This window comes from Dokdonella sp. (genome assembly GCF_041395345.1).
In the GTDB taxonomy this organism is placed as follows: Bacteria; Pseudomonadota; Gammaproteobacteria; order Xanthomonadales; family Rhodanobacteraceae; genus Dokdonella.
Window position 1 is genome coordinate 332,033 of the sequence record NZ_JAWLAR010000001.1, and the last position, 26,073, is coordinate 358,105.

At 62.9% G+C, this 26,073-nt stretch carries 25 protein-coding genes and 7 pseudogenes; 24 read left to right on the top strand and 8 right to left on the bottom strand.

Going from position 1 to position 26,073, the window contains the following annotated elements; genetic code table 11:
• Positions 1 to 108: 108 nt before the first annotated feature.
• The 3 genes and pseudogenes from R3F00_RS01585 to R3F00_RS01595 all read left to right on the top strand — a co-directional run.
• Positions 109 to 442, top strand: a pseudogene (locus R3F00_RS01585) (efflux RND transporter permease subunit); the annotation flags it as partial.
• Between the two features lie 415 nt (positions 443 to 857).
• Positions 858 to 1,127, top strand: a complete 270-nt coding sequence (locus R3F00_RS01590) for an efflux RND transporter permease subunit (RefSeq protein ID WP_371279945.1) — start codon at positions 858 to 860, stop codon at positions 1,125 to 1,127.
• A gap of 64 nt (positions 1,128 to 1,191) precedes the next feature.
• Positions 1,192 to 1,544, top strand: a pseudogene (locus R3F00_RS01595) (efflux RND transporter permease subunit).
• Between the two features lie 94 nt (positions 1,545 to 1,638).
• Here R3F00_RS01595 and R3F00_RS01600 read toward each other — a convergent pair.
• On the bottom strand, positions 1,639 to 1,890 hold the full coding sequence (locus R3F00_RS01600) for a hypothetical protein (RefSeq protein WP_371279946.1): 252 nt from the start codon (positions 1,888 to 1,890) through the stop codon (positions 1,639 to 1,641).
• Positions 1,891 to 2,075: 185 nt separating this feature from the next.
• On the opposite strand from R3F00_RS01600, the gene R3F00_RS01605 reads away from it, so the two are divergent.
• The 11 genes and pseudogenes from R3F00_RS01605 to R3F00_RS01655 all read left to right on the top strand — a co-directional run bounded on the left by R3F00_RS01605 (position 2,076) and on the right by R3F00_RS01655 (position 8,546).
• The gene (locus R3F00_RS01605; protein WP_371279947.1) at positions 2,076 to 2,465 is read left to right on the top strand and encodes a hypothetical protein; all 390 of its coding nucleotides are present in this window, start codon (positions 2,076 to 2,078) and stop codon (positions 2,463 to 2,465) included.
• A gap of 162 nt (positions 2,466 to 2,627) precedes the next feature.
• Positions 2,628 to 2,753 carry a hypothetical protein gene (locus R3F00_RS01610; RefSeq protein WP_371279948.1) on the top strand — a complete coding sequence of 42 codons (126 nt, stop codon included), beginning with the start codon at positions 2,628 to 2,630 and terminating at the stop codon, positions 2,751 to 2,753.
• Between the two features lie 104 nt (positions 2,754 to 2,857).
• Positions 2,858 to 2,962, top strand: a pseudogene (locus R3F00_RS01615) (hypothetical protein); the annotation flags it as partial.
• Between the two features lie 91 nt (positions 2,963 to 3,053).
• Complete coding sequence (locus tag R3F00_RS01620; protein WP_371280034.1) at positions 3,054 to 3,275, top strand: hypothetical protein; 222 nt, start codon at positions 3,054 to 3,056, stop codon at positions 3,273 to 3,275.
• 13 nt (positions 3,276 to 3,288) lie between these two features.
• Positions 3,289 to 4,118 (top strand): annotated as a pseudogene (gene queF / locus R3F00_RS01625) (NADPH-dependent 7-cyano-7-deazaguanine reductase QueF).
• A 155-nt stretch (positions 4,119 to 4,273) separates the two neighbouring features.
• Positions 4,274 to 4,507 carry a hypothetical protein gene (locus tag R3F00_RS01630; RefSeq protein ID WP_371279949.1) on the top strand — a complete coding sequence of 78 codons (234 nt, stop codon included), beginning with the start codon at positions 4,274 to 4,276 and terminating at the stop codon, positions 4,505 to 4,507.
• Positions 4,508 to 4,567: 60 nt separating this feature from the next.
• Complete coding sequence (locus tag R3F00_RS01635; protein ID WP_371279950.1) at positions 4,568 to 4,720, top strand: hypothetical protein; 153 nt, start codon at positions 4,568 to 4,570, stop codon at positions 4,718 to 4,720.
• Between the two features lie 527 nt (positions 4,721 to 5,247).
• Positions 5,248 to 6,494 (top strand): annotated as a pseudogene (icd, locus tag R3F00_RS01640) (NADP-dependent isocitrate dehydrogenase).
• A 333-nt stretch (positions 6,495 to 6,827) separates the two neighbouring features.
• Positions 6,828 to 7,674 (top strand): annotated as a pseudogene (locus tag R3F00_RS01645) (isocitrate dehydrogenase kinase/phosphatase AceK regulatory subunit); the annotation flags it as partial.
• Positions 7,598 to 7,831 (top strand): isocitrate dehydrogenase kinase/phosphatase AceK regulatory subunit, encoded by a 234-nt coding sequence (locus tag R3F00_RS01650; RefSeq protein ID WP_371280030.1) that lies wholly within the window; start codon positions 7,598 to 7,600, stop codon positions 7,829 to 7,831. The pseudogene R3F00_RS01645 and the gene R3F00_RS01650, both read left to right, overlap by 77 nt.
• Positions 7,792 to 8,546, top strand: a pseudogene (locus tag R3F00_RS01655) (isocitrate dehydrogenase kinase/phosphatase-domain containing protein). Before R3F00_RS01650 ends, R3F00_RS01655 begins: the two are co-directional and overlap by 40 nt.
• 94 nt (positions 8,547 to 8,640) lie before the next feature.
• Here R3F00_RS01655 and R3F00_RS01660 read toward each other — a convergent pair.
• Complete coding sequence (locus R3F00_RS01660; RefSeq protein WP_371279951.1) at positions 8,641 to 8,802, bottom strand: DUF1328 domain-containing protein; 162 nt, start codon at positions 8,800 to 8,802, stop codon at positions 8,641 to 8,643.
• A gap of 292 nt (positions 8,803 to 9,094) precedes the next feature.
• Between R3F00_RS01660 and R3F00_RS01665 the strand changes: the two genes are divergently transcribed.
• The 3 genes from R3F00_RS01665 to R3F00_RS01675 all read left to right on the top strand — a co-directional run bounded on the left by R3F00_RS01665 (position 9,095) and on the right by R3F00_RS01675 (position 11,414).
• Positions 9,095 to 10,042 carry a class I SAM-dependent methyltransferase gene (locus R3F00_RS01665; RefSeq protein WP_371279953.1) on the top strand — a complete coding sequence of 316 codons (948 nt, stop codon included), beginning with the start codon at positions 9,095 to 9,097 and terminating at the stop codon, positions 10,040 to 10,042.
• Between the two features lie 75 nt (positions 10,043 to 10,117).
• Complete coding sequence (locus tag R3F00_RS01670; protein ID WP_371279954.1) at positions 10,118 to 10,660, top strand: pseudouridine synthase; 543 nt, start codon at positions 10,118 to 10,120, stop codon at positions 10,658 to 10,660.
• A gap of 10 nt (positions 10,661 to 10,670) precedes the next feature.
• The gene (locus R3F00_RS01675) at positions 10,671 to 11,414 is read left to right on the top strand and encodes a class I SAM-dependent methyltransferase (RefSeq protein ID WP_371279955.1); all 744 of its coding nucleotides are present in this window, start codon (positions 10,671 to 10,673) and stop codon (positions 11,412 to 11,414) included.
• Positions 11,415 to 11,537: 123 nt separating this feature from the next.
• Here R3F00_RS01675 and R3F00_RS01680 read toward each other — a convergent pair whose 3' ends face one another.
• The 4 genes from R3F00_RS01680 to R3F00_RS01695 all read right to left on the bottom strand — a co-directional run bounded on the left by R3F00_RS01680 (position 11,538) and on the right by R3F00_RS01695 (position 17,984).
• A complete protein-coding gene (locus tag R3F00_RS01680) occupies positions 11,538 to 12,626 on the bottom strand; it encodes a peptidoglycan -binding protein (protein WP_371279956.1) in 1,089 nt (362 codons plus the stop codon).
• Complete coding sequence (locus R3F00_RS01685) at positions 12,623 to 13,678, bottom strand: MotA/TolQ/ExbB proton channel family protein (RefSeq protein WP_371279957.1); 1,056 nt, start codon at positions 13,676 to 13,678, stop codon at positions 12,623 to 12,625. Before R3F00_RS01685 ends, R3F00_RS01680 begins: the two co-directional genes overlap by 4 nt.
• A 513-nt stretch (positions 13,679 to 14,191) precedes the next feature.
• Entirely contained in the window at positions 14,192 to 16,696 is a 2,505-nt protein-coding gene (hrpB, locus tag R3F00_RS01690; protein ID WP_371279958.1) for an ATP-dependent helicase HrpB, read from the bottom strand.
• A gap of 109 nt (positions 16,697 to 16,805) precedes the next feature.
• On the bottom strand, positions 16,806 to 17,984 hold the full coding sequence (locus tag R3F00_RS01695) for a hypothetical protein (protein ID WP_371279959.1): 1,179 nt from the start codon (positions 17,982 to 17,984) through the stop codon (positions 16,806 to 16,808).
• Positions 17,985 to 18,131: 147 nt separating this feature from the next.
• On the opposite strand from R3F00_RS01695, the gene R3F00_RS01700 reads away from it, so the two are divergent.
• Positions 18,132 to 18,917 carry a TatD family hydrolase gene (locus tag R3F00_RS01700; RefSeq protein WP_371279960.1) on the top strand — a complete coding sequence of 262 codons (786 nt, stop codon included), beginning with the start codon at positions 18,132 to 18,134 and terminating at the stop codon, positions 18,915 to 18,917.
• 186 nt (positions 18,918 to 19,103) lie between these two features.
• Here R3F00_RS01700 and R3F00_RS01705 read toward each other — a convergent pair whose 3' ends face one another.
• Entirely contained in the window at positions 19,104 to 19,886 is a 783-nt protein-coding gene (locus tag R3F00_RS01705) for an ABC transporter permease (RefSeq protein ID WP_371279961.1), read from the bottom strand.
• The gene (locus R3F00_RS01710) at positions 19,883 to 20,818 is read right to left on the bottom strand and encodes an ABC transporter ATP-binding protein (RefSeq protein WP_371279962.1); all 936 of its coding nucleotides are present in this window, start codon (positions 20,816 to 20,818) and stop codon (positions 19,883 to 19,885) included. The genes R3F00_RS01705 and R3F00_RS01710 overlap by 4 nt, the downstream gene beginning before the upstream one ends.
• A gap of 124 nt (positions 20,819 to 20,942) precedes the next feature.
• Here R3F00_RS01710 and R3F00_RS01715 point away from each other — a divergent pair, with 124 nt between their 5' ends.
• From R3F00_RS01715 to R3F00_RS01740, 6 genes are all read left to right on the top strand, one after another.
• The gene (locus R3F00_RS01715) at positions 20,943 to 21,653 is read left to right on the top strand and encodes an FAD-binding oxidoreductase (protein WP_371280031.1); all 711 of its coding nucleotides are present in this window, start codon (positions 20,943 to 20,945) and stop codon (positions 21,651 to 21,653) included.
• A gap of 164 nt (positions 21,654 to 21,817) precedes the next feature.
• Positions 21,818 to 22,225 carry a hypothetical protein gene (locus tag R3F00_RS01720; RefSeq protein WP_371279963.1) on the top strand — a complete coding sequence of 136 codons (408 nt, stop codon included), beginning with the start codon at positions 21,818 to 21,820 and terminating at the stop codon, positions 22,223 to 22,225.
• Positions 22,222 to 22,416, top strand: coding sequence for a helix-turn-helix transcriptional regulator (locus R3F00_RS01725; protein ID WP_371279964.1), 195 nt, complete (start codon positions 22,222 to 22,224; stop codon positions 22,414 to 22,416). The genes R3F00_RS01720 and R3F00_RS01725 overlap by 4 nt, the downstream gene beginning before the upstream one ends.
• Before the next feature lie 12 nt (positions 22,417 to 22,428).
• Positions 22,429 to 23,970: an alpha/beta hydrolase gene (locus tag R3F00_RS01730; protein ID WP_371279965.1), complete on the top strand. Its 1,542-nt coding sequence runs from the start codon at positions 22,429 to 22,431 to the stop codon at positions 23,968 to 23,970.
• Complete coding sequence (locus R3F00_RS01735) at positions 23,967 to 24,701, top strand: ATP-binding cassette domain-containing protein (protein WP_371279966.1); 735 nt, start codon at positions 23,967 to 23,969, stop codon at positions 24,699 to 24,701. The genes R3F00_RS01730 and R3F00_RS01735 overlap by 4 nt, the downstream gene beginning before the upstream one ends.
• On the top strand, positions 24,698 to 25,873 hold the full coding sequence (locus tag R3F00_RS01740; RefSeq protein ID WP_371279967.1) for an ABC transporter permease: 1,176 nt from the start codon (positions 24,698 to 24,700) through the stop codon (positions 25,871 to 25,873). The genes R3F00_RS01735 and R3F00_RS01740 overlap by 4 nt, the downstream gene beginning before the upstream one ends.
• The last annotated feature ends 200 nt before the right edge of the window (positions 25,874 to 26,073 follow it).

Genomic DNA, 26,073 nt, shown 5'->3' on the forward strand with positions numbered 1-26,073 from the left:
GACTCCCAAGAAAAGTGATCGAGCGGCACCGGCATTCGAACATGATCGTTTCAATGCCTGTCCTCGAATGCAGCTCGCGTCAGTCCTCACCAAACATAGCGAACATCCATGAAATTCACTGACACCTTCATCAACAAACCGGTTTGGGCCATCGTCGTCAGCCTGATCATTCTTGTGCTCGGCCTGCGCTCGGTCATCGACATGAGCGTGCGCCAGTTTCAGACCGAGAATGCCGTGGTTACCGTGACTACGGTCTACTACGGTGCCGATGCACAAACCGTCGCAGCTCATCACCCAGCCGCTGGAATCAGCGATTGCCCAGGCACAGGGCATCGACTATCTGTCGTCATCGAGCCAGAGCGGCGTGTCTTCGATCACAGCCACGCTCAAGCTCAGCTACGACTCCAACCGTGCACTCACCGAAATCCAGACACAGATCAGGTGCGGTGACCAATCAGTTGCCGCCGCAGGCCAGCAGCCGGTGATCACGGTGCAGGTGGGCCAGACCACCTCACGGCGACCGCCGGCTTCTACAGCGAGACTCTTCCGACCAACAACATCACTGACTACGACGTGCGCGTGGTCGAAGCCGCAGCTCGATTCCTTCGAAGGCGTGCAGGGCTGTGATCGGTGGCCGCCCAGTTCGCCCTGCGAGCGTGGCTGGACCCGGTGCGCATGGCAGCCCAAGGGCGTGACGGCCGCTGATGTGTCGCAGGCCCTGGTGCAGCAACTATCTTGCTGCCGTTGGCGCGACCAGGGGCAATTCCGGTCACCGGTGCGTGACCGCCGCCACCGATCTGCATTCCGGTGGACGAGTTCCCGCAAGCTTGCGGTGAGATCGCAAGGATGGCGCAGTCGTGCGCCTGGAAGATGTCGCCAATGTCGTGCTGGGTGCCGAGGACTACAACTCCTTCGTCGCCATCAACGGCAAGCAGTCGGTGTTCATCGGAATCAACGCCGCGCCGGACGCCAACGTGCTGGATGTCGCCGAGCGTGTTCGCAATGTATTCCCGGAGATCGAGGCGCAGCTGCCGAGCCGGCCTGGAAGGAAAGATCGCCTACGACGCCACCGACTGTCACCACCTCGATCGACGAAGTCATTACGACCCTGGTCGAAGCGCTGGTGATCCGTGACTCGTGATCTTCCTGTTCATGGGCAGTATCCGCGCCGTGATGATCCCGGTCATCGCGATGCCCTTGTCGCTGATCGGCGCTTTCTTCGTGATGCTCGTGCTTGGCTACACGATCAACTGATTACTCTGCTTGCGTTGGTGCTTTCCATTGGTCTGGTCGTTGACGACGCCATCATTGTGGTCGAGAACGTGGACCGCCATATCACCGAGAAGGCAAGACGTTACCGCTGCAGGCAGCCCTTGTCGCCGCGCGCGAGCTGACCGGTCCCATCTTTCGCGATGACGATTGTACTGATAGCAGTGTACGTGCCGATCGGATTCCGGGGCGGCCTGACCGGTGCGCTGTTCACCGAGTTCGCCTTTACGCTCGCTGGCGCCGTCACGGTCTCGGCCATCATCGCTCTGTGCTGAGCCCGATGATGTGTTCGCGCTTCCCTCAGGCCGACCCATGAGGCAACCGCCTGGTCGCCTTCATCGATCGCCAGTTCGATCGCCTACACTCGAGCTACCAGCGTCGTCTGCACGGTACGCTCGATACCTGGATCGTGATGGTTGTCATGGGCGGGATGATCTTTGCCGGTACCGTGTTTCTGTTCATGAACTCGCAGTCCGAGCTGGCCCCGCAGAAAGACCAGGGAATCGTCATCGGCGTTGCCACGGCGCTCCCAATACGGCGCCGGCCGAGATCAAGAAGGTGATGGCGCAGATGCGAGATACCGCGAGCATCCCCGAGGTCAAGCCGAACCTTCCAGTTCACCGGATTTGCCGGTCCGACTTCGGTGGCTGACCGGTGCCAAGCTGGTGCCGTGGAGCGAGCGCTCGCGCGGCGCGAAATTCGGCAGGGCTGCAACAGAAATGGGGCGCAATGGCGTCGACCAATGCCTTCGCATTCCAGTTTCCGTCATTGCCGGGTGCGCAGGGCCAGCCGGTCGAGGGTCCGTAATGTCGACTACCGAACCGTTCGAGAATCTTTGGTATCGAAAAACGTCCTCGACAAGCTCAAGAAACGGCGGCAGGATTCTGGTTTGTCGATATGGACCTGAAGATCGACAAGCCGCAGGCTACACGCTCGAAGTGGACCGCGACATGGTCACTGCGCTGGGCCTGACCCAGGCCGACGTAGGCTCCTCACTCGGTGCAGCGCTGGGCGGCGGCTACGTCAACTACTTCTCGATTGGCGGGCGCTCCTATCGCGTCATTCCGCAGGTGCTGCAAAGGTTGGCTCAATCCCGACCAGGTGCTGGACTATTACATTCGCGCGGCCGATGGCTCGCTGGTCCAGGCATCGACCGTTGCCAGCATCAAGGACACGGTTGTGCCGCAGTCCCCTGACCCGATTCCAACAGCTCAACTCGGTCACGTTCTCCGGTGTTCCCTCGGTCACCCAGGGTGAAGGTATCGAACTGGTCCGCAACACCATTCGCGAGATCGCGCCTTCGGTTACCAGGTGGACTACAGCGCAGCGGCCAGGCGCGCCAATTATGGCCGAAACCGGTGGATTCGCATGACCCTGCTGTTCGCCGTGATCATCGTCACCTGGCCCTGGCCGCGCAGTTCAACAGCTTGCGTGATCCGATCGTGATCCTCGTGTCGGTGCCGATGGCCATGTTCGGGCGATGATCTTCATCAATCACCCTGCTGCCGGGTTTCGTCGGCATGGGCGCTCTCTCATCGCTGGGCGACTTCGCTCAACATCTACACTCCAGGTCGGTCTGGTTACGCTGATGGGCCTGATCTCAAAGCATGGCATTCTCATTGTCGAATTCGCCAATGGTGCAGCGCGCCGGCAAGACCAAACGCGAGGCCATCGAGCAGGCCGCGGCAACGCGGTGCGCCCGATCCTGATGACCACGGCCGCGATGGTGCTCGGCGTGATGCCTCTGGTGATGCGACCAGCGCCGGGGCCGCTGGTCGGTCAACATGGGCCTGGTCATTACCACGGGCCTGACCATCGGCACACTGTTCACCCTGTTCATGGTGCCGGCCTTCTATCTGTTGCTGGCTCAGGATCACCATGGCGAGTCGGTCAAAGCGGCTGGAGGACGATGCACCCGCAGCGCAGCCTGCGGCCCACTGAATCGGGACACGGCCGCGCACGGCCGGTCCCTGCATGCACAATCGGATGCACGCGCCCCGAAGTAGAATGCGCAGATGAATCCGAACGTCCACGATTCGCCGCTGGAAAGACGGCAGCCGGCAGTGCCATTACGACCCGGCTCTGCTGTTTCCGATTCCGCGTGCAGGCGGTCGCGAGGCGCTGGGCATCGGTAATGTGCTGCCCTTCGACGGCGTCGATTTCTGGAATGCCTATGAACATCCTGGCTCGACGCACGCGGCAAGCCCTGCGTGGCGATCGGCGAGCTGCGCGTGCCCTGCACTACGCCGAACCTGATCGAATCGAAGTCGCTCAAGCTCTATTTCAACAGTTTCAACCAGCATCGTTGCGATTCGCCGGAGAATTCACGCCAGACCCTTGCTCGCGACCTGTCGGCTGCCGCGGGCGCCGCCGTGGGTGTGCGACTGCAAGATCGGATACGGTCGAGAGCGGAATGCTGCGCTCGCTGGGCGGTGAATGCATCGATGCGCTGGAGATCAGCGTCGACTACCAGGCCGCCGAACGCCGGCTACCTGACGACCAGCGAAACACAAACCGAAGAGATCCTGGTGTCGCATCTGCTCAAGTCAATTGTCCGGTGACGGGCCAGCCCGACTGGGCCAGCGTGCAGATTGCTGCCTATGCCGGCGCGAAAATGGATCGCGAGGGCTTGCTGCGCCTGTCTGGTTTCCTTCCGCAACCGCGACGACTTTCATGAACAGTGTGTCGAAGAGCGGATGTTCGTTGATCTGCTGGAACGCTGCAGGCCGCAATGGCTGACGGTCCAGGCCCGCTACACGCGACGCGGCGGCATCGACATCAACCCCTGGCGCAGCAATCGAAAGAGAACGCCACGGCCGACAATCCGCGCCAGCCACGCGCCAATATAAGGGCCATCGGACGGGTTGAACACGGCGTAACTACTGTTCACATCCGGCCGCCGGAAAAACGTTTCTTAACGCCGACTCCGGTGTACCTTGGGCGCCTGTTTCGCTTTGGAGATGACCACGATGTCCAATGACCCCAAGAAGCGGACTTTTCCAATGTGAAAAGCGGCAGCGAATCAACCGCCAAGCCGGCCCCGGAAAAACCCGATTTCGGCAATGTCAGCGGCGTGGCCTCGACCGCGCCCGTCATTGAATCGGCCAGCACGGTGCAGACCTATACGGTCACACGCGGCGACACACTGTCCGGGATTGCCAGAGTTCTACGGCAAGGCCAGCCAGTGGCGCGTGATCTGCCAAGCCAATACCGACCGCATCAACCAATCCCGACCTGATCCAGATTGGACAGGTGCTCAAGATTCCAGTTGCCAAACCCTGATCAAGGAGATCACACCATGAAAATCACACCCTTTGCGCCTGCACTTCTGGTCCTGGGCATCGCCGTTGGCTTGTCCGCCTGTGGCAAGAAGGAAGAAGCCCCCGCACCGGTTGTCGCGCCGGCGCCAGCCCGCTGTCGAAACCGCGCCGCCGCCGGCTCCGGTTGCTGAAGCGGTCACTTTTTCCAGGCTTTCACTTGGCAATGCCGTCGATGCAAAACCAGGCGGTAGGCCGCTCCCGCCACGACTTCCTTTGCGCCCACCGACACCGTCTACGCGGCCGTCGAGACCACGGGTGCGGCACCGAACGCCGCCATTGTGGCGCGCTGGACCTACAGTGACGGCCAGCTCGTTGATGAAACCAGCCAGTCGATCGCACCCGATGGTGCGGCCACGACGACCTTCCATATCGCCAAGCCGGACGGTTTTCCGGAGAGGGCAGCTACAAGGTCGACATCATGATCGACGGCGCTCCGGTTGCCAGCCAGAGCTTCGAAGTCAAGGCTCCCATGTAAGCTTGCGACGCCAGCAACAAGACCGAACGAGGCGCGGAAAGATCCGCGCCTCGTTTGCTGGATCAAGGCAACGCCGATCAAGTGGCGCCATCGGCACAATCCGGCGACAATAGCCAGCCCAGCGCGCAGTACTTGCACCTCCAGGCGGGTCCGCGGCGCTCCCCGATCATCTACGGAACTTTCATGGCCGATACCAAACTCACGCCGCCCGCCGGTGGCGAAGATCACCATCGCCGACGGCATCCTCAACGTTCCAGCCCAACCGATCATTCCGTTCATCGAAGGTGACACGGGCCAGACGGCATCTGGAACGCCTCGGTGCGCGTTTTCGACGCGGTCGTGGAAAAGGTCTACGGCGGCAAGCGCAAGATTCGCTGGATGGAAGTGCTTGCCGGCGAAAAGCCTTCAACGAGACCGGCAACTGGCTGCCCGACGCGACCGTCGATGCCTGTCGCGAATACCTGGTCTCGATCAAGGGCCCGCTGACCACGCCGGTCGGTGGAGGAATCCGTTCGCTGAACGTCGCCCTGCGCCAGATGCTCGACCTGTACGCCTGCGTGCGCCCGATGCGCTGGTTCAATGGCGTTCCGTCGCCGGTCAGGATCGTCCAAGGTCAACATGACGATCTACCGCGAGAACACCGAAGACATTTATGCCGGCATCGAATTCCAGCAGGGCTCGGACGACGCGAAGAAATTCGCTGCCCTGATCAAGAGAGGCTTTGACCGCTACAAGAAGATTCGCTTTCCCGAAACCTCGGGTTTTGGCATCAAGCCGGTTTCGAAGGAAGGCACCGAGCGTCTCGTGCGCGCGGCCATCAAGTACGCCATCGACAACGACAGCGAATCCGTGACCCTGGTGCACAAGGGCAACATCATGAAGTTCACCGAGGGCGGCTTCCGCGACTGGGGTTATGCACTCGCGCACAACGAGTTCGGCGCGGTCGAAATCGACGGCGGACCGTGGAGCAAGTTCAAGAACGAAGACCGGCAGGAGATTATCGTCAAGGACGCCATCGCCGATGCCTTCCTGCAGCAGATCCTGTTGCGTCCGGCCGAATACGACGTGGTGGCGACGCTGAATCTCAACGGCGACTTCTTCTCCGATGCGTTGGCGGCGCAGGTCGGCGGAATCGGCATTGCGCCCGGTGGCAACATCAACTGCGTCACCGGTCGTACGGTGTTCGAAGCGACGCATGGCACCGCGCCGAAGTATGCCGGCATGGACAAGGTCAACCGGGTTCCGGTGATCCTCTCCGGCGAGATGATGCTGCGCTACATGGGCTGGAACGAAGCGGCGGACGCGATCATCGCCGCGATGGACAAGGCGATCAGTCAGAAGCAGGTCACCTACGACTTCGCCCGCCTGATGGATGGCGCTACCGGGTCAAATGCTCGGAATTCGCCGATCGCATGATTGCGGCGATGTAGCTTGGTGACGGGGTTCGGGGTTCGGGATTCAGGATTCGGGAATAGGGAATAGGGAATAGGGAATAGGGAATAGGGAATAGGGATTCGGATCTGAACAGCCATGCGGCTGTTCAAAGCCGGAATGGGGAAACGTTGAATGGCCCGTCATTCCAGCCTGCGCCGGGATGACGACGAGACAAATTCAGGCTTGCCCCGGGATTTGGTGGGGATGCGGCAGAATCGATTTGAGAGCTCGCATGGAGAATTCGGAGTGATCGAAAATCCGCAGACGCTTCGCTTCGAGGCTGCTCTTGCCAATCCCGAATCTCGACTCCGACTCCCGGCCGTCCCAACGTGACGGCCGCCATCCAGCAGCGCGCGGCGGCGTTGATCTCGACGCCTTTCTCGACTACAACGCGCTTTTCCGATATCACGCGTCGTGCCAAGCGGCGCTTCGAGCGACGCGACTGGAGCTACGTGCGTGTCGACGCGGCGCGTATCGATCTTTACGATGTCTGTGTTCGCGAAACCCTCGGCCGGCTTGAACTGCTGCTCGAAGAGCGCGTGCGTTCCCGCCAGGTATGGTCGGCGACGCGCGACGAGTTGCAGATCACAGTTAGGCCGCTGCTCGATCGCGAATTTCAAAAGCCTTCTACAACTCCTTGTCGCGCCGCTTCTTCCATACCAATGGCGTGGCCGCAGACATCGAGTTCCTGGCGCTCGACAGCGAGCCGACGGCGGGCATAGACGATGCGGCCGATCTGCACCGCTACTCGGTCAGCGACGGACTGACCGCAGTCTGCAGACGCATCTGGCCGACTACCCGTTCGCCAACGGCTATGCCGACATCGGCAGTTGCATCCGTTCGATCTCGCGCACGCTGGGCAAGCGCATGCGTGAACGCGGCGTCGAGCGCCCGCATGCCATCGAGCTGATCAAGACGGCCTTCTTTCGCGAGCGCCGCGCCTATCTGGTCGGTCGTGCGTTGACTGGGCACGAACAAGTGCCCGTGGTGATCGCTTTGGTCAGTGACGCCGATGGCGTGCGTGCCGATGCGGTGATCACCCGAAGTGGACCAGGTCTCGCTGCTTTTCAGCTTCACCCGCAGCTATTTCCATGTCGACCTGCCCACCGTGGCGGATATCGTGGTCTTTCTTGGCGGGCTGTTGCCACGCAAGCCCATCGAGGAGCTCTACACCGTGCTGGGTCGCGCCAAGCGGGCAAGACCGAGCGCTACCGCCATCTGTTCCGTCATCTTTCCATGCATGCGGATGAGCGCCTGGTTCGCGCCGACGGCGAACGTGGCATGGTCATGGCAATGTTCACGCCGCGCGACTACCCGCTGGTATTCAAGGTGATTCGTGACCAGTTCGCCTATCGAAAGACATCGCGCGGCGTCAGGTCGAGGAGAAGTACCGGCTCGTGTTTCGTTACGATCGCATCGGCCGGCTGGTCGATGCGCAGGAGTTCCGCCACCTGCGCTTTCCGCAGCGCCAGTTCGAGGAAAGCATGCTCGAGGAATTGCTGGGTCAGTGCGCCGAGACCGTGTCGCTCGATGGCGAGCATGTGCTGGTCCGGCATTGCTACGTCGAACGACGCCTGCGCCCGATGAACCTGTTCGTGCGGGAAGCGGAGCCGGAGGCTGCGCTGCAGGCCATGCTCGACTACGGGCAGTCCATCAAGGATATGGCTCGCAGCAATATCTTTCCGGGCGACCTGCTGCTGAAGAACTTCGGCATTACTCGCGGCGGGCGTGCCATCTTCTACGACTACGACGAGTTGTGCCTGCTGGATGCCTGCACGTTCCGGCATATTCCGGAAGCCCGGGAAGAAGACGAGACCCGCCCGCTGGAAGAGTGGCTCACCGTGCGCGAAGGCGATGTCTTCCCGGAGATGTTCCCGCGCTTTCTCGGCGTGCCGGCGCACCTGCGTCTGGCCCTGATCGAACGTCACGGTGAGATCTTCGACGCGGACTGGTGGCGTGGCGTGCAGGAAGGCCTGGCACGCGGCGACTACAGCGACATTCCGCCCTATCCGCAATCTTCCCGTCTCAAGGCAACACGACTGAAGTGAGCGGATCGTGGCGGCAGCTGCCGGGGGAAACCGGCAGGCCTGAAACGAAACGGGCCCGCAAGGCGGGCCCAATTCAGGTCATGCTGTTTCGCAACTAGAGCTTCTTGCGACCAAACACCAGCGACACGATGAACAGGACCAGGAACACCAGGAACAGGATCTTGGCGATACCGGCCGACGCGCCGGCGATTCCGCCAAATCCGAGGACGGCGGCGATCAGCGCGATGACGAGGAATACGATGGCGTAGTGCAGCATGACAAATCTCCTTGTTGTTTGGGGCGTCCATCGCGAACCGGGACCGGCTCGGCGATCGCGTGGAGTGGTGAACACACTAGTCCTCGTCAGCTGAATACCGTCCGAGAATCTCCCGACTGCTAGCTGAACCGATGGCTGGCATTCATCTTCAGGCAGGCTCCGGCCAAGTGGCCGTGCGGTCGCGACGCCTTCCAGCCGGCAGGTCCGGCAGGGCTTGCTGTTCATTCATTTGCGCGTTGATGTACGCTTGGCGGCCCCCTGCCGCCCTGTCGGCAACGTACTGGAGTCGAACATGAAACAGCTTCCCCTCACGCTCGCCCTGACCCTCGCTCTGGCCGCCTGCGGACCGGCCGCAGAACAGTCGGCCGCACCCGAAGCGGCCTCGGACCAGCCCGCCGAAGTCGTTGCACCGGCCGCTGCGCCTGTCGAATCCGCTCCGGCTGAAGCGATGCCCGCAGACCCGGTAGCCGTCGTCCTCGCGGGCGACTGGCGCTCGGATGAGAACAAGGCACGCGATGCCTATCGCCACCCCGCCGAAACCCTGGCCTTCTTTGGCGTCAAGCCAGGCCAGACCATCATCGAGATCACGCCGGGCGGTGGCTGGTACACCGAAATCCTGGCTCCCCTGCTCAAGGGCAATGGAACCTACGTCGCCGCCTTTCCGGTGGACTCCGCCTCGGACTATGCAAAGCGCAACAACGAGAAGTTCCGCGCCAAGCTGGCCGACGGGCCCGAGCAGTATGCCGCTGCCATGAGTGTCGAATACGATCCCAAGGCGCCGAATTTCGGCATGGACGGTTCCGCCGACGTGGTCCTGACCTTCCGCAACGTGCATAACTGGGGCGAGGGCGCACCGGCGATGTTCGCTGCCTTCAATGCCGTGCTCAAGCCGGGCGGTACGCTGGGCGTGGTCGAGCATCGCGCCGCCGAAGGTGCCGATGCCAAGGCACTCGAAGGGTCCGGCTACGTGCCGACCGAGAAGGTGATCCAGCTGGCCACCGACGCCGGATTCGAACTGGTCGAGCAGAGCGAGATCAACGCGAATCCGAAAGACACCAAGGATCACGAGAAGGGTGTCTGGACCTTGCCGCCTTCACTCGCACTCAAGGATGTTGATCGCGACAAGTATCTGGCGATTGGCGAGTCCGACCGCATGACGCTCAAGTTCGTGAAGCCGGAAGGCGACCAGATCTTCGAGCAGGGCACGGACAAGAACAAGCCCACCCCGGCCAGCAACTGAGCCTGGGCATGCAGCCGGTCACCGACGGTGGCCGGCTGCATCCATCCACGACACCTCTCCGGGACAGCAGGATTCATGCTGATCCTTCTCAACAAGCCCTACGGCGTACTTTGCCAGTTCACCGATCGCGAGGGCCGACCGACCCTGGCCGACTTCGTCAGCCAAAAAGGCGTCTATGCGGGCGGACGACTCGATCAGGATTCCGAGGGCCTGCTCTTGCTGACCGACGATGGCGCGCTGGCCCATCGCATCACCGATCCGCGCCACCGGCAGGCCAAGGCCTACCTGGTCCAGGTCGAGGGCGAAGCGGATGCGCGTGCTCTGGATGCCTTGCGTTCGGGTGTGACTCTGAAAGACGGCCCGACCTTGCCGGCGCAGGTGCGTGCACTCGAAGGCGAACCGGAATGGCTGTGGCCACGCGATCCACCGGTGCGATTCCGCAAGACCGTGCCGACTTCGTGGCTGGAGATGCGCATTCGCGAGGGGCGCAATCGTCAGGTGCGACGCATGACTGCCGCGGTCGGCCTGCCGACCCTGCGACTGGTGCGCACGCGAGTAGGCGATCACGAGCTCGGCGACCTGCCGCCCGGGCACACGCGAGTCGTGGCCCCCGACTGAGGATTCGACAGTGAACTTCAAGGATCATTTCTCGGCCCACGCCGCGATCTATCGGGAAGCGCGACCGCAGTATCCGGCGGCACTGTTCGAGTTTCTTGTCGCGCAGGTCGCCACGCCGCAGCTCGCCTGGGATGCCGGCTGCGGCAATGGCCAGGCCAGTGTCGATCTGAGCCGCTACTTCAACAGGGTCATCGGCACCGATCCCAGTGCCGAACAGATCGCCAACGCCACGCCGCGGCCCAATATCGAGTATCGCATCGAGCCCGCCGAACAGTCCTCGATCGCAGACGACAGCGTCGACCTGGTCTGTGTCGCACAGGCCCTGCACTGGTTCGATCTGCCGCGGTTTCACGAAGAAGCCCGGCGCGTGCTCAAGCCCGGTGGCGTGGTCGCGTTCTGGAGCTATGCCGATTGCCAGGTCGATACCGAAGTCGATGCCCAGAAAGATCGCGTCTACATCGACTTGACCGGGCCCTACTGGCCACCCGAGCGCGCCCTGGTCGAAAGCGGTTACGCCAGTCTGCCGTTTCCATTCGAGCGCATCGAAGCTCCGAACTTCTACTTGCGCATGCAGTGGAACGTGGATCGCTATCTGGCCTACCTGCGCTCATGGTCGGCGAGCCAGCGCTACATGCGCGCGCTTGAGCAGGACCCCGTTTCGCTGGTCGAGGCCGACTTGCGCCGTGCCTGGGGTAGCCCGGATCGCGTCCGCGAAGTGCATTGGGACTTCCATCTGCATTGCGGGCGAGCCTGAGCGGCGGATCAGACACCGCGACGGGTCGCCGAGCCTCCGACACCGTGTCGCCGTTTCCACGCGGGGAATCCGGCGATCGATGCAGCGCATGTCCGGCGCGCGCTCTGCTGACGTCCGATGTCGCTATCGGTTGGTGAGCTGCAATTCGATGCGCCGGTTCTGCGCAAACGCCTCGGGGGTATTCGCATTGTCGATGGGCTGGAACTGGCCAAACCCGTTCGCGGACAAGCGGTGCGCCGGGATGCCTTGCACGACCAGATACTTGACGATGGCCACCGCGCGCGCGGTCGAGAGTTCCCAGTTCGACGGGAACCGATCGGTATGGATCGGGCGCTTGTCGGTGTGCCCGTCGATGCGCAGCACCCAGTCGATGCTGGAGGGAATTTCCGCCGAGACTTCGCGTACCGTCGTGGCCAGCGATTCCAGGCGCGCCTGTGCGCTGCCATCAAGTTCGGCCGAACCGGACTCGAACAGGATGTCGGTGGGCAGGATGAAACGATCGCCCACGACCTGCACATCCGTGCGATTGCCGAGTGCTTCGCGCAGCTTGCCGAAAAACTCGGAGCGATAGCGCTCGAGTTCGCCGACCCGATTGGCCAGGGCGATGTTGAGCTGCTTGCCGAGGTCGGCGATCTTCGCGTCCTTTGCATCGAGATCCCGGTTGGCGATACCCAGCGCAGCTTCGAGTTTGCCCAGCTGCTCGCGGATCGCGGCCATCTGCCGATTCAGCAATTCGACCTGGGCCGTGGCCGCGTTGCCGAGTTCGGTCTGCTTGACCAGATCCTGATGGGTGCTGTCGAGCTGGGTGCTGAGTCGTGCCACCTCGGCTTCGAGTTGCGTCTTGAGCGCATCGAGCGCGGCAATATCGGCGCTGAGGCTGGCCACCTGCACATTCGCGGCGTCGAGCTCGCCGCCGAGCAGGTTGCGCTCGGCCTGGGTCGCGCCGAGCGAGGCGCTGAGCTCGGCCACGCGTGCATCCAGTGCGTTCTTTTGTTCTTCGCTGAGGGACAGCGTGCGTGCCAGTTCTGCAACCTGCGCGTTGAGCGAATCCAGCGCCTTGTTCTTGCCGGCCAGGGTGTCGGACAGCACGAACTGGCCGATCGCGAAAATCAGCAGCACGAACATCATGACCATGATCAGCGAGGTCAGCGCATCGACAAAGCCCGGCCAGATGTCGAAGGCGCGCCGGCGCCGGCGAATCAGTGCACTCATGCGCGCGGCTCACCACGACCGACGGCAGCGGCAATCGTGCGCGACAGCAGCCTGAATTCGCTGCGCAATTCATCGGACAGGCGCGAGTCGGATGCCGGATGACTGGCGATCTGGCGCAGCACGGTCTTCAGTTCTTCCTGCACCTGCTGGGCCCCCTGACGCTCGCGCGCATCGCGGCCGAGCAGGTCGTTGAGTCGACCGAGCTGGCTCGCGATCTCGGCAAACTGTTCGTTCATGCCGCGCCGCTCGCGGTCGTTCTCGACGATCGCGCGCTGCATGCGCTCGAGGCCGTCGGCAGTCTGTTCGAGCAGTGCCTGCACATAAGCCGGCACCGACGCATCGCCTTCCAGCGCGCTGCCCGAGGAAAGATGAGTCATGCCCGAGAGCCATTCTTCGAGATCATTGTAGAAGCGGTTCTGCGCGTGGCCGGCCTGCAGGTCGAGGAAGCCGATCACCAGCGAACTGGCCAGGCCGAACAGCGACGTCGAGAAGCTGGTCGACATGCCACCCAGCGGTTCCTTGAGGTTTTCCTTCAGCGCGCCGAACATGGTCAGTGCGTCATTGCCTACGTTCAGTGTGCTGATCGTTTCCGACACCGAGCGAATCGTCACGAGCAGCCCCCAGAACGTTCCAAGCAGACCGAGGAAAATCGCCAGGCCGATCAGATAGCGCGAGAGATCGCGCGATTCCTCGAGTCGTGACTGCACGCTGTCGAGGATGGTGCGCATCGAAGGTGCCGACAAGGCCGCCTTGCCGCGTTCGCGATTTCCAAGCATGCGCGCCATCGGCGCGAGCAGGCGTGGCTTGCCGATCGTGCCGCGTTCGGGGTTTGAACGCCGGAACGATTCAATCCAGCGTGATTCCTGGGCGAGCATCAGGACCTGTCGGATATTCACGATGATGCCTGCTGCGAGGACGCTCAGGATCACGCCGTTGAAAAACGGATTGGCGAGGAAGATCTCGACCAGTCGCGACCCGACCAGCGCACCCAGCACGGCCACCAGGGCGAGAAAGGCGGTCATCCAGAACAGGGCGCGGTTGAATCGGGACATGAGAACCTCGGTTTGAATGGGGGAAGGCTGTAGCGAAACGGGTTGTTCGGCCTGTCAACATTTGGAGCCAAAACTAGATGATTCTCCTCCGACAAGGTGCGGGCACATCGGCAGACGTCCCGGAAAATCCATCCTGCGATCGGGTCACTCCAGTACTCCAGGCCCGACATGTACTGTTGATCTGGCACTTGACGTGCCGAAGACAGTGCTTCTCCCGCCAGCGGGAGAATCTGCCAACAGGCTGATGAGGGTGGGCTTGCGTAGCACGGTGCAACAATTCGCCAATCAGAAGCACCACCCTCATCCCCCTTCGGGACCTTCTCCCGCCAGCGGGAGAAGGAAATGCTGCGTCAAACTCAATCCGTTCAAGAACGTGATCCCTGGTTCCGGAAACATTCGAGCTTCGGCGTGGACACGACTGACCGCACATGTCGCCCATTCTGATTGGATGCACGAAAACCCGCACACGTTGCGTAACCCTTGCACACTCCGACCCTTTTGCCCGCGCTTGGTTCATCGTCGTGGCTTGGCGCGGTGCGTGGCGACCGCAGTCCAGGGATCATCTGGCCAGGGATGTTTCGGATAGCGGCCTTTCAGTTCCTTCTTCACTTCAGGGTAGGTGCGCTCCCAGAAGCCGTGCAGATCCTGGGTCACCTGGATCGGTCGACCGGCTGGCGAGAGCAGGTGCAGGGTCAGCGCGACACGGCCCTTTGCGATGCGTGGCGTGTCTGACAGACCGAACAGTTCCTGCAGCTTGACCGCGAGGACAGGTCCCGCATCGGCAGCGTAGGCAATGCGGCGATCCATGCCGCTCGGCACGCTGATCGTCATGGGCGCGTGTTCATCGAGCAGGCGCCGGGTGGCGTAGTCGAGCTGTGCAGCGAGCGCATTGGACAGCTCTTCGGCACGCAGCGCGTCCAGTCGGCGCTTGTCCGCCAGCGCAGGCGCCAGCCAGTGTTCAAGCGTGGCCAGCAGCTGCGCATCGGAAAAATCAGGCAGGCCCGAGTCCGGCATCGCCTCGCGCAGGAATTCCACGCGCAGGCGCAATTCACGTGCCGGTTCGCTCCAGGGCAGCGCGTCGAGGCCGAGCTCGCGCACCGCGGCGAGCAGGGCCGGCAGCGCATCCCCGGGCCGCGCCGGCACGGCGCGCCGGCTCAACACGATGCCGGCAAAGCAGCGCTCCTCGAATGCTTCGATGGCGCGGCTGTCACGATTCCAGCGCAGACTGCGCTGATCGCGAAACGAGTGCGGAAACTCGCGTTCGAGCAGGGCCTCGTCGAACGGTGCAGCGGCGAGGATCAGGCTGTCGCGCTCCTCGTAGCGCAGGTCGATCACGACCAGCCACGGCTCGCCGTACAGGCTGCTCTCGTCGAGCAGGCGCGCACCGCGACCGTTGGCCAGTCGGTAGCGACGCGGATTGGCCGGATCCTGATGCGCGATGCGATCCGGAAATGCGTGCAGGAGCAGGTCACCGGCAGCGCTCAGGCCGCTGGCGGCCGGGTTGCCCGATCCAGCGCGTGCGCGCCGACGCCAGGCATCGGCCGACTGCGCGATCGCAGCGAGACTTGCGCGATCCGCACCGAGTTCGCGACTGGCCTGCGCATCGCGCTGGCGCCATGCCTGCAGCGCGCGCAGGCGAATCCGGAAATCGTCATCGCGAGAAGCCGTACCGCGCAAGGGATTGCGTGCCTCGATCAGGGCGACCAGATCGCAGGCGAGATCGCGCTCGCGCTCGTCGGCGCGCAGCACGGCGGCCGCCAGACGCGGATGCGCACCGAAGGCGAGCAACGCGCGGCCGAAGGCATTGATGCTCGAGTCGGCATCGAGTGCACCCAGTGCCACGAGCAGTTCGCTGGCCTGCGCCACGGCGCCCGTCGGCGGTACATCGAGCCAGTCGAGGGTGCTGCTGCCCCAGGCCTTCAGCTCAAGCACCAGTTGCGAGAGTTCCACCTGGGCAATCTCGGGCGTCCGCGATGGATCCAGGCGACGACTCTGCGGCCACAACCGGTACGCGACACCGGGGCCGAGGCGACCGGCGCGACCGGCACGCTGATCGGCGGAAGCCTGCGAAATGGTGACCGTCTGCAGGCGTGAGAAACCCGAGTTCGGATCAAAGCGCGGTTCGCGCGCAAGGCCCGTATCGATGACAACGCGGATGCCCGGCAGGGTCAGGCTCGATTCGGCCACATTGGTCGCCAGCACGATGCGGCGCGTCCCCGCGGGTGCCGAAGCCAGCGCGGCGTGCTGGTCGGCCAGGCTCAGTTCGCCATGCAGGGGGAGTACCTCGGCCGCGCAATCGGCGAGCACGGCGCGTGCCTGTTCGATTTCGCGTCGGCCGGGCAGGAACACCAGCAGGTCGCCTTCCTGGTCGGCCAGCGCCTGCATGGCGACGCGGCGCAGATGCGAGGTCCAGCCGCGTTCGGGCCAGGCTTCACCACTGCGCGCAGGCGGGTGTTCGATGCGTACCGGATAACTGCGTCCGGCGCTGCTCAGGCGTGGCGCATCGAACCAGCGCGCTATGCGTTCGCCATCGAGTGTGGCCGACATGATGACCAGACGCAGTTCCGGGCGCAGGTTGGCCTGCACATCGAGCGCAAGCGCCGCACCGAGATCACCGTGCAGATGGCGCTCGTGGAATTCATCGAACAGGATCGCGCCGACACCGGGCAGCTCGGGATCATCCTGCAGCATCCGGGTGAGGATGCCTTCGGTGATCACTTCGATGCGTGTGGCTGCCGATACCTTCGACTCGTGCCGGATGCGATAGCCGATCGTTTCACCGACGCGCTCGCTCCGTGCTGCGGCCATGAATTCGGCCGCAGCACGGGCCGCGATCCTGCGCGGTTCAAGCATCAGGATGCGCTGTTCATCCAGCCAGGCAGCGTCGAGCAGGGCGGGCGGTACCTGGGTGGTCTTGCCGGCGCCGGGCGGCGCCTCGAGCACGAGTCGCGGATGCGCGACCAGCGATTCAAGAAGCTCAGGCAGGATTTCTTCAATCGGGAAGTGGATGGGCGGCACGACAGTTCAGTACGGCGGAAGCACTCTCATCATCGCCGATCCGGGTCGGAAAAATGAAAACGGCGCGAACCAGTCGCGCCGTCTTCTCTACGCACATTGAAGGACAGGCTTACTCGCAGGGCAGCCCGTTGAGGGTGGCCAGGCGAATCCAGCTGCGCGAACCGCTGCCTTGCGGGACAAACGCGGGCAAGCCCGGATTGGACGCATAGGACAGATTCATGTGATTGCAATCCGGGAAACTGACGGTTGCCGTGCCCCAGATGGTCGGCGGATCGGCTGCGCCGGCATCGCCGCCCAGACCGCCGCCGGTCACATAGGCCATCGGTGTGGTCGCCACCTTGGCGCCGCGTACGATGTCGACCTGACCGGTCAGCCAGAATGGCAGGCCACTGGGATCATAGGCCGACCAGGTGAAGTTGAGCACGAAGGTGTTGGGTTCGCCCGGACGCTGGAAGACCTGCATCACGATACCCTCGCCACTGGCGGTCGGGTCGTAGTACGCGGTAGCCAGATAGCCCGAAATCGGCAGGTTCTGGAACGCGGCTGGATAGGTCAGGTTGCTCGGATTGTAGGCGGGGATATTGTCTATATAGAAGAGATTGTCGCTTGGAAAAAGGTTGTCGAACTGAACGCTGAACGGCAGGTTGTAGTCGAAGTAGTTTGCGCCAGCACCTGCATAGTTTTCGAGGACATACGTCGTGCTGTCGATAATCGGAGAGTCCGGCAGGACGTCGCTGACCACCGTATTGGGATCAAGCGCAAGTCGCGGGATTTCGTCGAAGCCGTTGGTACTCTGCTCGATAGCTATGACTGGAAACAACGGATAGATAACCCGGTCCCCCTCATACTGCCCCTGGCGCTGGATGCGCATCAGGGTGGCCGAGTTGAAGAAGATTGCGCTGCTGCAGGCGACGCGCCAGATGGTGATGGTTACACCCTCCAGCTCATAGGTTCCGTCGTTGGAGTTGTAGGCGGCGAGGTTGGCCGTGGTGCTGAAGAGCGGACCGCTCGGCACATCGGGCAGGGGATCAGCGAGGCAGGATGGGGGGTAGGCTCGAAGCGGATTCGGCGTCGGCAGCGAGGGTGTCGCGGAGTTGATCGCCTCAACCGCTTTCGGAGCGGCACCTTCCGCGCGCCTGGTCAACATCAACATGCGCTCCTGTTGCGCTGCACTGACGCGGGAGGCGCGGTCGGGGTCTTGAGCAACAGGAATGCGCGGATCGGCAAAAGCGGACATGGAGGCTGTTGCCACCATGACGGCCATAAGGAATCTGACAGGGGACTTCATTGCAGCACTCCAGCATGGATGGGGATGTTCAGGGCGAGTCTCGCAGTGACCCGGTGAATTGGCAATGAACCTCATTTTTACAAATCGCGATCTGGGCGGATCGGGAGCCAGTCCGCATAATGGCGTTTCACTCCATGCAGGCTTCCCATGCAGCTGATCGATATTGGCGCCAACCTGACCCACGAGTCGTTTCGACCGGATTTCGATCAGGTCCTCGAACGTGCCGAGGCGCAAGGCGTGACCCGGATGGTCGTCACCGGGGCCAGTGCAGCCGGCAGCCGCACGGCCCTGAGCCTGGCCCAGTCCCACCCGGGCCGGCTGTTCGCGACTGCGGGCGTGCACCCTCACCATGCAGTGGACTATGACGATGCCACCGACGCGCTGCTGCGTGAACTGAGTCTGTCCGACTGTGTCAGAGCGGTCGGCGAAACGGGCCTCGACTACCACCGCAACTACTCGCCACCGGCGGCCCAGGCCGAAGCCTTCCAGCGCCAGCTCGAGATCGCCGCAGGCTGCGGCAAGCCGCTGTTCCTGCATCAGCGCGACGCGCATGCCGACTTCATGGCCATGATGAAGGCTTTCGATGGCCGCCTCGGCAAGGTTGTCGTGCACTGCTTCACCGGCACCCGCGAGGAAATGGTCGATTACCTCGATGCCGGCTGGCACATCGGCATCACCGGCTGGCTCTGCGACGAACGCCGCGGTACCCACCTGCGCGAACTCGTGCGCGACATCCCGGCCGACCGCCTCATGATCGAAACCGACTCGCCCTACCTGCTGCCACGCACGGTCACGCCGAAACCCTCGCACCGCCGCAACGAACCCATGTATCTCAGGCACATCGTCGAGGAACTCGCTCGGGATCGTGGTGAAGAGGTTGAACTCACTGCCGCCAATGCGACGGCAACGAGCCGGGCGTTTTTCGGGATCTGAGTTTGTCGTGAGTGGGGGAGCGGCTAGCGGTAGACGGTAGGCGGGGAGCCATAAGCGGTCAGCGGGAGAAGGAAACAGGCGGATGGCGGAATCAACGTTGTGGCATTTGGCGTGTTGCCGACACGGCTCCGGGCTTTAGCCGCCAGAACAGCTCTTCCCGCTAACCGCTCCCCCGCTAACCAAAATTCAGCTTCGCAAGCCGATCCCGCGCTTCAGCAACCACAATCCCAGCGTGCCCAGCACGAGGACAAACCCGATCATCAGTGCGAAGGCGACGCCGACCGGGATATCGCTGGTGCCGAGCAGGCCGTAGCGGAAGGCGTTGACCATGTAGAACACCGGATTGGCGTGGGTCATGGTCTGGGCCCAGTCCGGCAGCATCTTGACCGAATAGAACACGCCGCCCAGATAGGTCAGCGGGGTCAGGATGAAGGTTGGCACGATGGCGACGTCATCGAACTTCTTCGCATAGATGGCGTTGACGAAACCGGCCAGCGAGAAGATCGTCGCTCCGAGCAATACGGTGGCGATCGTGATCAGCGGATGCGGAATGCGCACCCTGGTGAACAGCATCGCGATGCAGAGCACGATGATGCCGACCAGCAGGCCGCGCAGCACGGCGCCGACGACGTAGCCGCCGAGGATGACCCAGTTCGGCATCGGGCTGACCAGCATTTCCTCGATGTGGCGGCCGAACTTGGCGCCGAAGAAACTCGATGAAATATTCCCGTAGCTGTTCTGGATGATCGACATCATGACCAGGCCGGGCACGATGAAATCCATGTAGTCGTAGCCGCCCATGTCGCCGATGCGACTGCCGATCAGGCTGCCGAAAATCAGGAAGTAGAGCGTCATCGTGATCGCCGGCGGGACCAGGGTCTGGCCCCAGATGCGCAGGATGCGCATGACTTCGCGACGCGCGATCGTTAACAGTGCGGTCAGGTTCGGGTGTGCCGATGGCTTGCTCATGCCGCCGTCTCCTTGCCACCGGTGAGGCGGACGAACAACTCCTCGAGGCGATTGGTCCTGGTGCGCATCGAGCGCACGCGGATTCCGGCCGAATCGAGACTCGAAAAGACGCCGTTGAGATCGCGTGCGCGCGGCATTTCCAGATCCAGCGTGTGGCTGTCTTCGGCGCGGATGGTGACGCCGTCGATGCGCGGCAACTCGGCCGGCAGCTCGCCGTCGATATCGAGCAGGAATCCCTCGACATCGAGCTTGGCCAACAGGGTCTTCATCGGCCCGTTCTCGATGATGTTGCCACCATCGATGATGGCAAGGTTGCGGCAGAGGCTTTCCGCCTCTTCAAGGTAATGCGTGGTCAGAATGACCGTGGTGCCTGCCGCATTGACCTCCTTCAGGGTGCGCCACATGCCGCGCCGGATTTCGATGTCGACACCGGCCGTGGGTTCGTCGAGGATCAGCAGGCGTGGCCGCGTCATCATGGCGCGGGCGATCATCAGGCGACGTTTCATGCCACCCGAAAGCGTGCGCGACATCGTGTGCGCCTTGTCCCAGAGCTGGGCGCGGCGCAGTTCCTCCTCGGCGCGGACTTTTGCTTCGGCGCGAGGAATGCCGTAGAAGCCGGCGTAGTTGCAGAGGATGTCGAAAGGCTTTTCGAAGAAGTTGAAATTGACTTCCTGCGGGACCAGGCCGAGCAGGCGCATGGCCGCCTCGCGGTCTTCTTCGATATCGACGCCGAACACCTTGACCGAGCCCGAGCTGGCATTGACCAGCGAGCTGACGACACCGATCAGGGTCGACTTGCCGGCACCGTTGGGACCGAGCAGGGCGAAAAAATCACCGGGCTGGACGCAAAGCGAAACGCCCTTGAGGGCTTCGACGCCGCCGGCGTAGATCTTGCGCAGCTCGTGGATTTCGAGCGCGGGGACTGTGCTCATGGACAATTTCAGGAATGATGGGGCGAAGAGGCCAACTCGGCCCTGATAGTATAGCGGGCTACTCCCCGTCCCCGTATTTGCCGTGGCCATCGTCCATTTTCCGCTTCGCCTCGTCTCCGCCTACATGCTCGCACCGGCCGTGCGCCACATGGCCTTCGAACGCGCCGATGGCCTGCCATTCGCCTTCATCCCGGGTCAGTTCATCCAGATCCATTTCAACTACGAAGACGGCAAGCCGACCAAGCGCAGCTATTCGGTGGGCACGGTTGCTCAGGGCGACGCCACGCCGATCAGCCTGATCGAGATTGCCGTGTCCTATGTCGACGGCGGCGCGGCAACGGCCCTGCTCGGCAATCTGGAAGTCGGCGGAACAGTTGATGCGAGTGGCCCCTTTGGACGCTTCTGCCTGATGGATGCCGATACCAATTCGCGCTACCTGCTGGTCGCCACTGGCACAGGCGTCACGCCCTATCGGGCCATGCTGCCGCTGATCGCCCGCCTTGTGCAGAGTCGTGGCTGTACCTTCGAACTGATCTACGGCGCGCGCAACGAAGCCGACCTGCTGTATGGCGAGGAGTTCGCGGCGTTCGCCGAAGCCACGCCGGGATTTCGTTTCCACCCGTGTTTCAGCCGCGAACCTCGTGCCGTACCGAGGCCGGGCGACGTCCACGGTCGCGTACAGGTGGCGCTCCAAACCCTGCAGCCCGACATCGAGAACGATATCGTTTACCTCTGCGGCAATCCCGACATGGTCGACCAGAGCTTCGCGATGCTGAAGGAGGCTGGCCTGCCGGTGCCGCATATCCGCCGCGAGAAATACATCTCCTCGCGTTGAACGGGCTTTCGGTGCTTGCCCAACGGCCTGGATTCCGTAGCATCACGGCTGAAGCCCGGTCCTGCAGAGTCCTTGTGCTCCAGGCGACAAATGTCAAGTGTCCTTGACACATCGCCTGGTGGCCGTTACTCTTGATGTCAAGCTTACTTGACACAGGTCGACACATGAACGCCCCACAACCTTCGCCGCGACGCCTGCACGGTTGCCTGATCGCGGCCCTGGCCTATCTCGCCACTACCGCGCTCTGTCTCTGGCTGCTCAGGCAGCCACTGGCCGAGGCGCCGACCCTATTGCGTGCCGGCGTGAGTCTGTTGCCCGTGATAGCCATTGGCTTCTCGATACGCGAGGTGCTGCGCCTGGTTCGGGCCAGCGACGAACTGCAGCGCCGAATCGATCTGGAGGCGCTGGCGGTTGCCGCGATCACGGTCGGGCTCGGATGTCTGAGTCTGTCTTTGCTGGTGGGAGCAAATGTATTGGCGATCGAAGGCAAGACCGTCCTGACCTGGATCCTGCCGGCCCTGTCGGTCACCTATCTGATCGCCCGGTTCTTCGCTCAGGCGCGTTATCGATGAACAACCGCGTCCGCGAACTCCGCGGCGCCAGCGGCTGGTCGCAAGCCGAACTGGCCGAGCGCCTGGCCGTGTCACGACAGACCATCAACGCAATAGAAACCGGCAAATACGATCCCAGCCTGCCGCTCGCCTTCGCCATCGCGCGCCTGTTTGGCGAAGCGATCGAAGCGATTTTCACCCCCGACCCCTGAGACGCCGCATCGATGAAGAAGAACCACCGGATTGCCGTTGCCGTCGCGCTTGTCGTCGCGGTAGTGGCCTATTCAAGGCTGCACAAGTCGACCGGGGCCGATACGACTGCCCCGTCATCGCGTGGCCAGTACCTGATTTCCGCGCATGCCGAATCCTTTCGCTTTGGCAGCCTCGAATTCAAGGCTTGCGCGTTGACCCAGGAACACTCGGCCGCGACCACCGAAGCGTATTGCGCGCCGTTCGAGGTCATGGAGAATCGAGCCGATCCGGCCAGCCGCAGGATCCAGCTTCGTCTCGCCCTTGTCGCGGCCAACGGCGCGGCCGATGACGACTTCATCGTGTTCCTTGCCGGTGGCCCGGGTCAGTCCGCCGTCGACAGCTGGCCGCGCATCGCACCGGCACTGGCGTTTGCGCGCAGGCACCGGCACGTACTCCTGCTCGACCAGCGTGGCACCGGCGAATCGAATCCACTGAACTGCGCGGCGCTTGCTGACGGAGACGCCATGCCGGAGTTCGATCCGCAGCGCATGGCAGAACAGACCCGCGCCTGTGCGGAAGAAGTCGGCATGCATGCCGACCCGCGCTACTACTCGACGTCCGATGCCGTGGCCGATCTCGAAGAGCTGCGCCAGGCGCTGGGCGCGCCGCGCTTCGATCTGGTCGGCGTCTCCTACGGAACCCGCCTCGCCCAGCATTACACCAGGCGCCACACCGAGGGCGTGCGCAGCATGGTCCTGGACAGTGTCGTGCCGAATGAGCTCGCGCTCGGCGGCGAGTTCGCAATCAACCTCGATAACGCACTCAAGGCCCAGTTCGCCAATTGTGCGGCTCATCCAGCTTGTGCAGCGGCCTTTCCGGACCCTTACACCGACCTGATGCGCCTGCGCGACCAGTTGCGCGAAGCGCCGCGCGACGTGCACTACGCCGATCCGATCAGCTTCGAAGCCAAAACCGCGCGACTCGATGCCTTCGGCCTGGCCGGGCTGATCCGTCTGTTTGCCTACTCACCGGAAACGGCCGCGCTGATTCCGCATACGGTTTCCGAAGCGCTTGCCGGCAATGACGCCGCACTGATGGGACAGATGGGCGTCATCGCGCAAGGCGTGGAAGAGCTCGCCGGCAGTGGCATGCAGCTTTCGGTGGTCTGCGCCGAGGACGCTGATCGCCTCGTTGCCGATGCCAGCGTTGCGGACACCTTGCTGGGCAACCAGATGGTCGAGATGATGCAGTCGCAATGCGCGATCTGGCCGCATGGCGAACGACCGCCGGATTTCAATGAGCCGGCGCGTGGCGACACGCCCGTGCTGGTGCTGGAAGGCGAGCTCGATCCGGTCACACCGCCACGCTACGGCGAGCAGGTTGTCGCCGGACTCGAAGCGGCACGACTCATCGTCGTCAAAGGCCAGGGTCACAACGTGATCGGGCGTGGCTGCCTGCCGAAACTGGTCAGCGAATTCATGGACACGCTGGATCCGGCAGCGCTCGATGTCGCCTGTGCCGACGAACTCGGCCAGATTCCCCATTTCATCGATTTCAACGGAGCCGCGCCATGATCGAACTGAAGGATCTGCACAAGGCGTTCGCTGCCGTGAAGGCGGTTGATGGCGTGTCGTTCATTGCACGCGATGGCGAAATCACCGGATTGCTCGGGCCGAACGGCGCAGGCAAGACCACAACCCTGCGCATGCTCTACACCCTGATGAAGCCGGACCGCGGCCAGGTGCTGGTCGACGGCATCGACGCCGCCACCGATCCGATCGCGGTACGTCGCCGGCTGGGCGTATTGCCGGATGCGCGCGGCCTGTACAAGCGTCTCAGTTCGCGCGAGAACATCGAATACTTTGGTCGCCTGCAAGGCATGGACGAAGCATTGATCAGAACGCGCTGCGATGCGCTGATCAAGGCGCTCGACATGGACGAGATCGCCGAACGCCGCACCGAAGGATTCTCCCAGGGCCAGCGCGTCAAGACGGCGATCGCACGCGCGCTGATCCACGATCCGAAGAACTGCATCCTCGACGAGCCGACCAATGGTCTCGACGTCATGGCAACCCGCGCGATGCGCGACTTCCTGCGTCGCCTGAGAGACGAAGGACGCTGCGTGCTGTTCTCCAGCCACATCATGCAGGAGGTCGCTGCGCTGTGTGATCGCATCGTCGTCATTGCGCAGGGTCGCGTCGTCGCCGACGCCTCGCCCGAGGCCCTGCGCGAACAGGCGGGTACGCCAAACCTCGAAGATGCGTTCGTCAAGGTGATCGGATCCGCAGAAGGACTCGCCGCATGAAGTCCATACTGACCGTGTTCTGGAAGGAAGTGCGCGAGAACATCCGCGATCGTCGCACCGTGCTGAACACCCTGGTCACCGGCCCGCTGATGGCGCCGCTGATCTTCGTCCTGCTGATCAACGGCATCGTTTCGCGCGAACTCGACAAGGCCGAGAAACCCTTGCCGGTGCCCGTGATCGGTGCCGAGCATGCGGCCAACCTGATCGATGCGCTCAAGCAGAGCGGCATCATCATCAAGGAGGCCATCGCCGAGCCCGAACGCGCCGTGCGCGAACAGGAAGTCGATCTCGTGCTGCGCATTCCGGAACGCTTCGGAGAGGCCTGGAGCAAGGGCGAACCGGCGGAAGTCGAACTGATCTACGACGAATCCCAGCGCGATGCGCAGGGTTCGGTGGGCCGGCTGCGCGCGATCCTGGAGGGCTACGGCCAACGCACCTCGACCATGCGCGTACTCGCACGTGGCCTGTCCCCCTCGATCATGCGACCGCTGGTCGTGGCCAATCGGGATCAGTCCACCGCGCAGGCGCGTGGCGGCATGATGTTCTCGATGCTTCCTTACTTCTTCATTCTCGGTGCCTTCATTGGCGGCATGGCCCTGGCCATCGACACCACCGCCGGCGAGCGCGAGCGCCAGTCGCTCGAACCGCTTTTCGCCAATCCGGTCGCGCGTTCGAAGATCCTGCTTGGCAAGCTCGGTGCGACCGGCATGTTCGCGCTGACCACCCTGTTGCTCAGCATCATTGCGTTCTCCTTCGCCGGTCAGTTCATGCCGACCGAGAAGCTCGGAATGACGCTTTCGATCGGCCCCCGCTTCGCCCTGCTGACCCTGCTCGTGATGTTCCCGCTGGTGTTCCTCATTTCCTCGCTGCAGACGCTCGCTGCCGCGTTCGCCAGGACCTTCCGCGAAGCGCAGACCTATCTTTCGCTGCTGATGTTCGTGCCTGCCGTGCCGACCCTGCTGATGTCGGTATTTCCGTTCAAGACCGAAACCTGGATGTACGCGGTGCCGCTGGTCGGCCAGCAGGTCACGATCACGCGCCTGATGCGCGGCGAATTCGTGGCCAGCTCCGAGATCGCGCTCTGTGTGGCCTGCACCTCGCTCGCCGCCGTGCTGGTCTACTTCATCACTGCGCGCATCTATGACGGCGAGCGCCTGGCCATCTCGACCTGACTACGCGTGACACGAGGAGCCTCTATCCGGGTAGGAGCCCCCTTCAGGGGCAATGCTTTTCAACAACCTGCGAACAAGATCCGGTGTTTGAGCCATTTCTGCCCGAAAGGGCAAGAAGACGAAAGGCATCGCCCCTGAAGGGAGCTCCTACAGACGAACGGGAACTCTCTCGCGCGCGCCACACGAGCCGCACGTTGGGC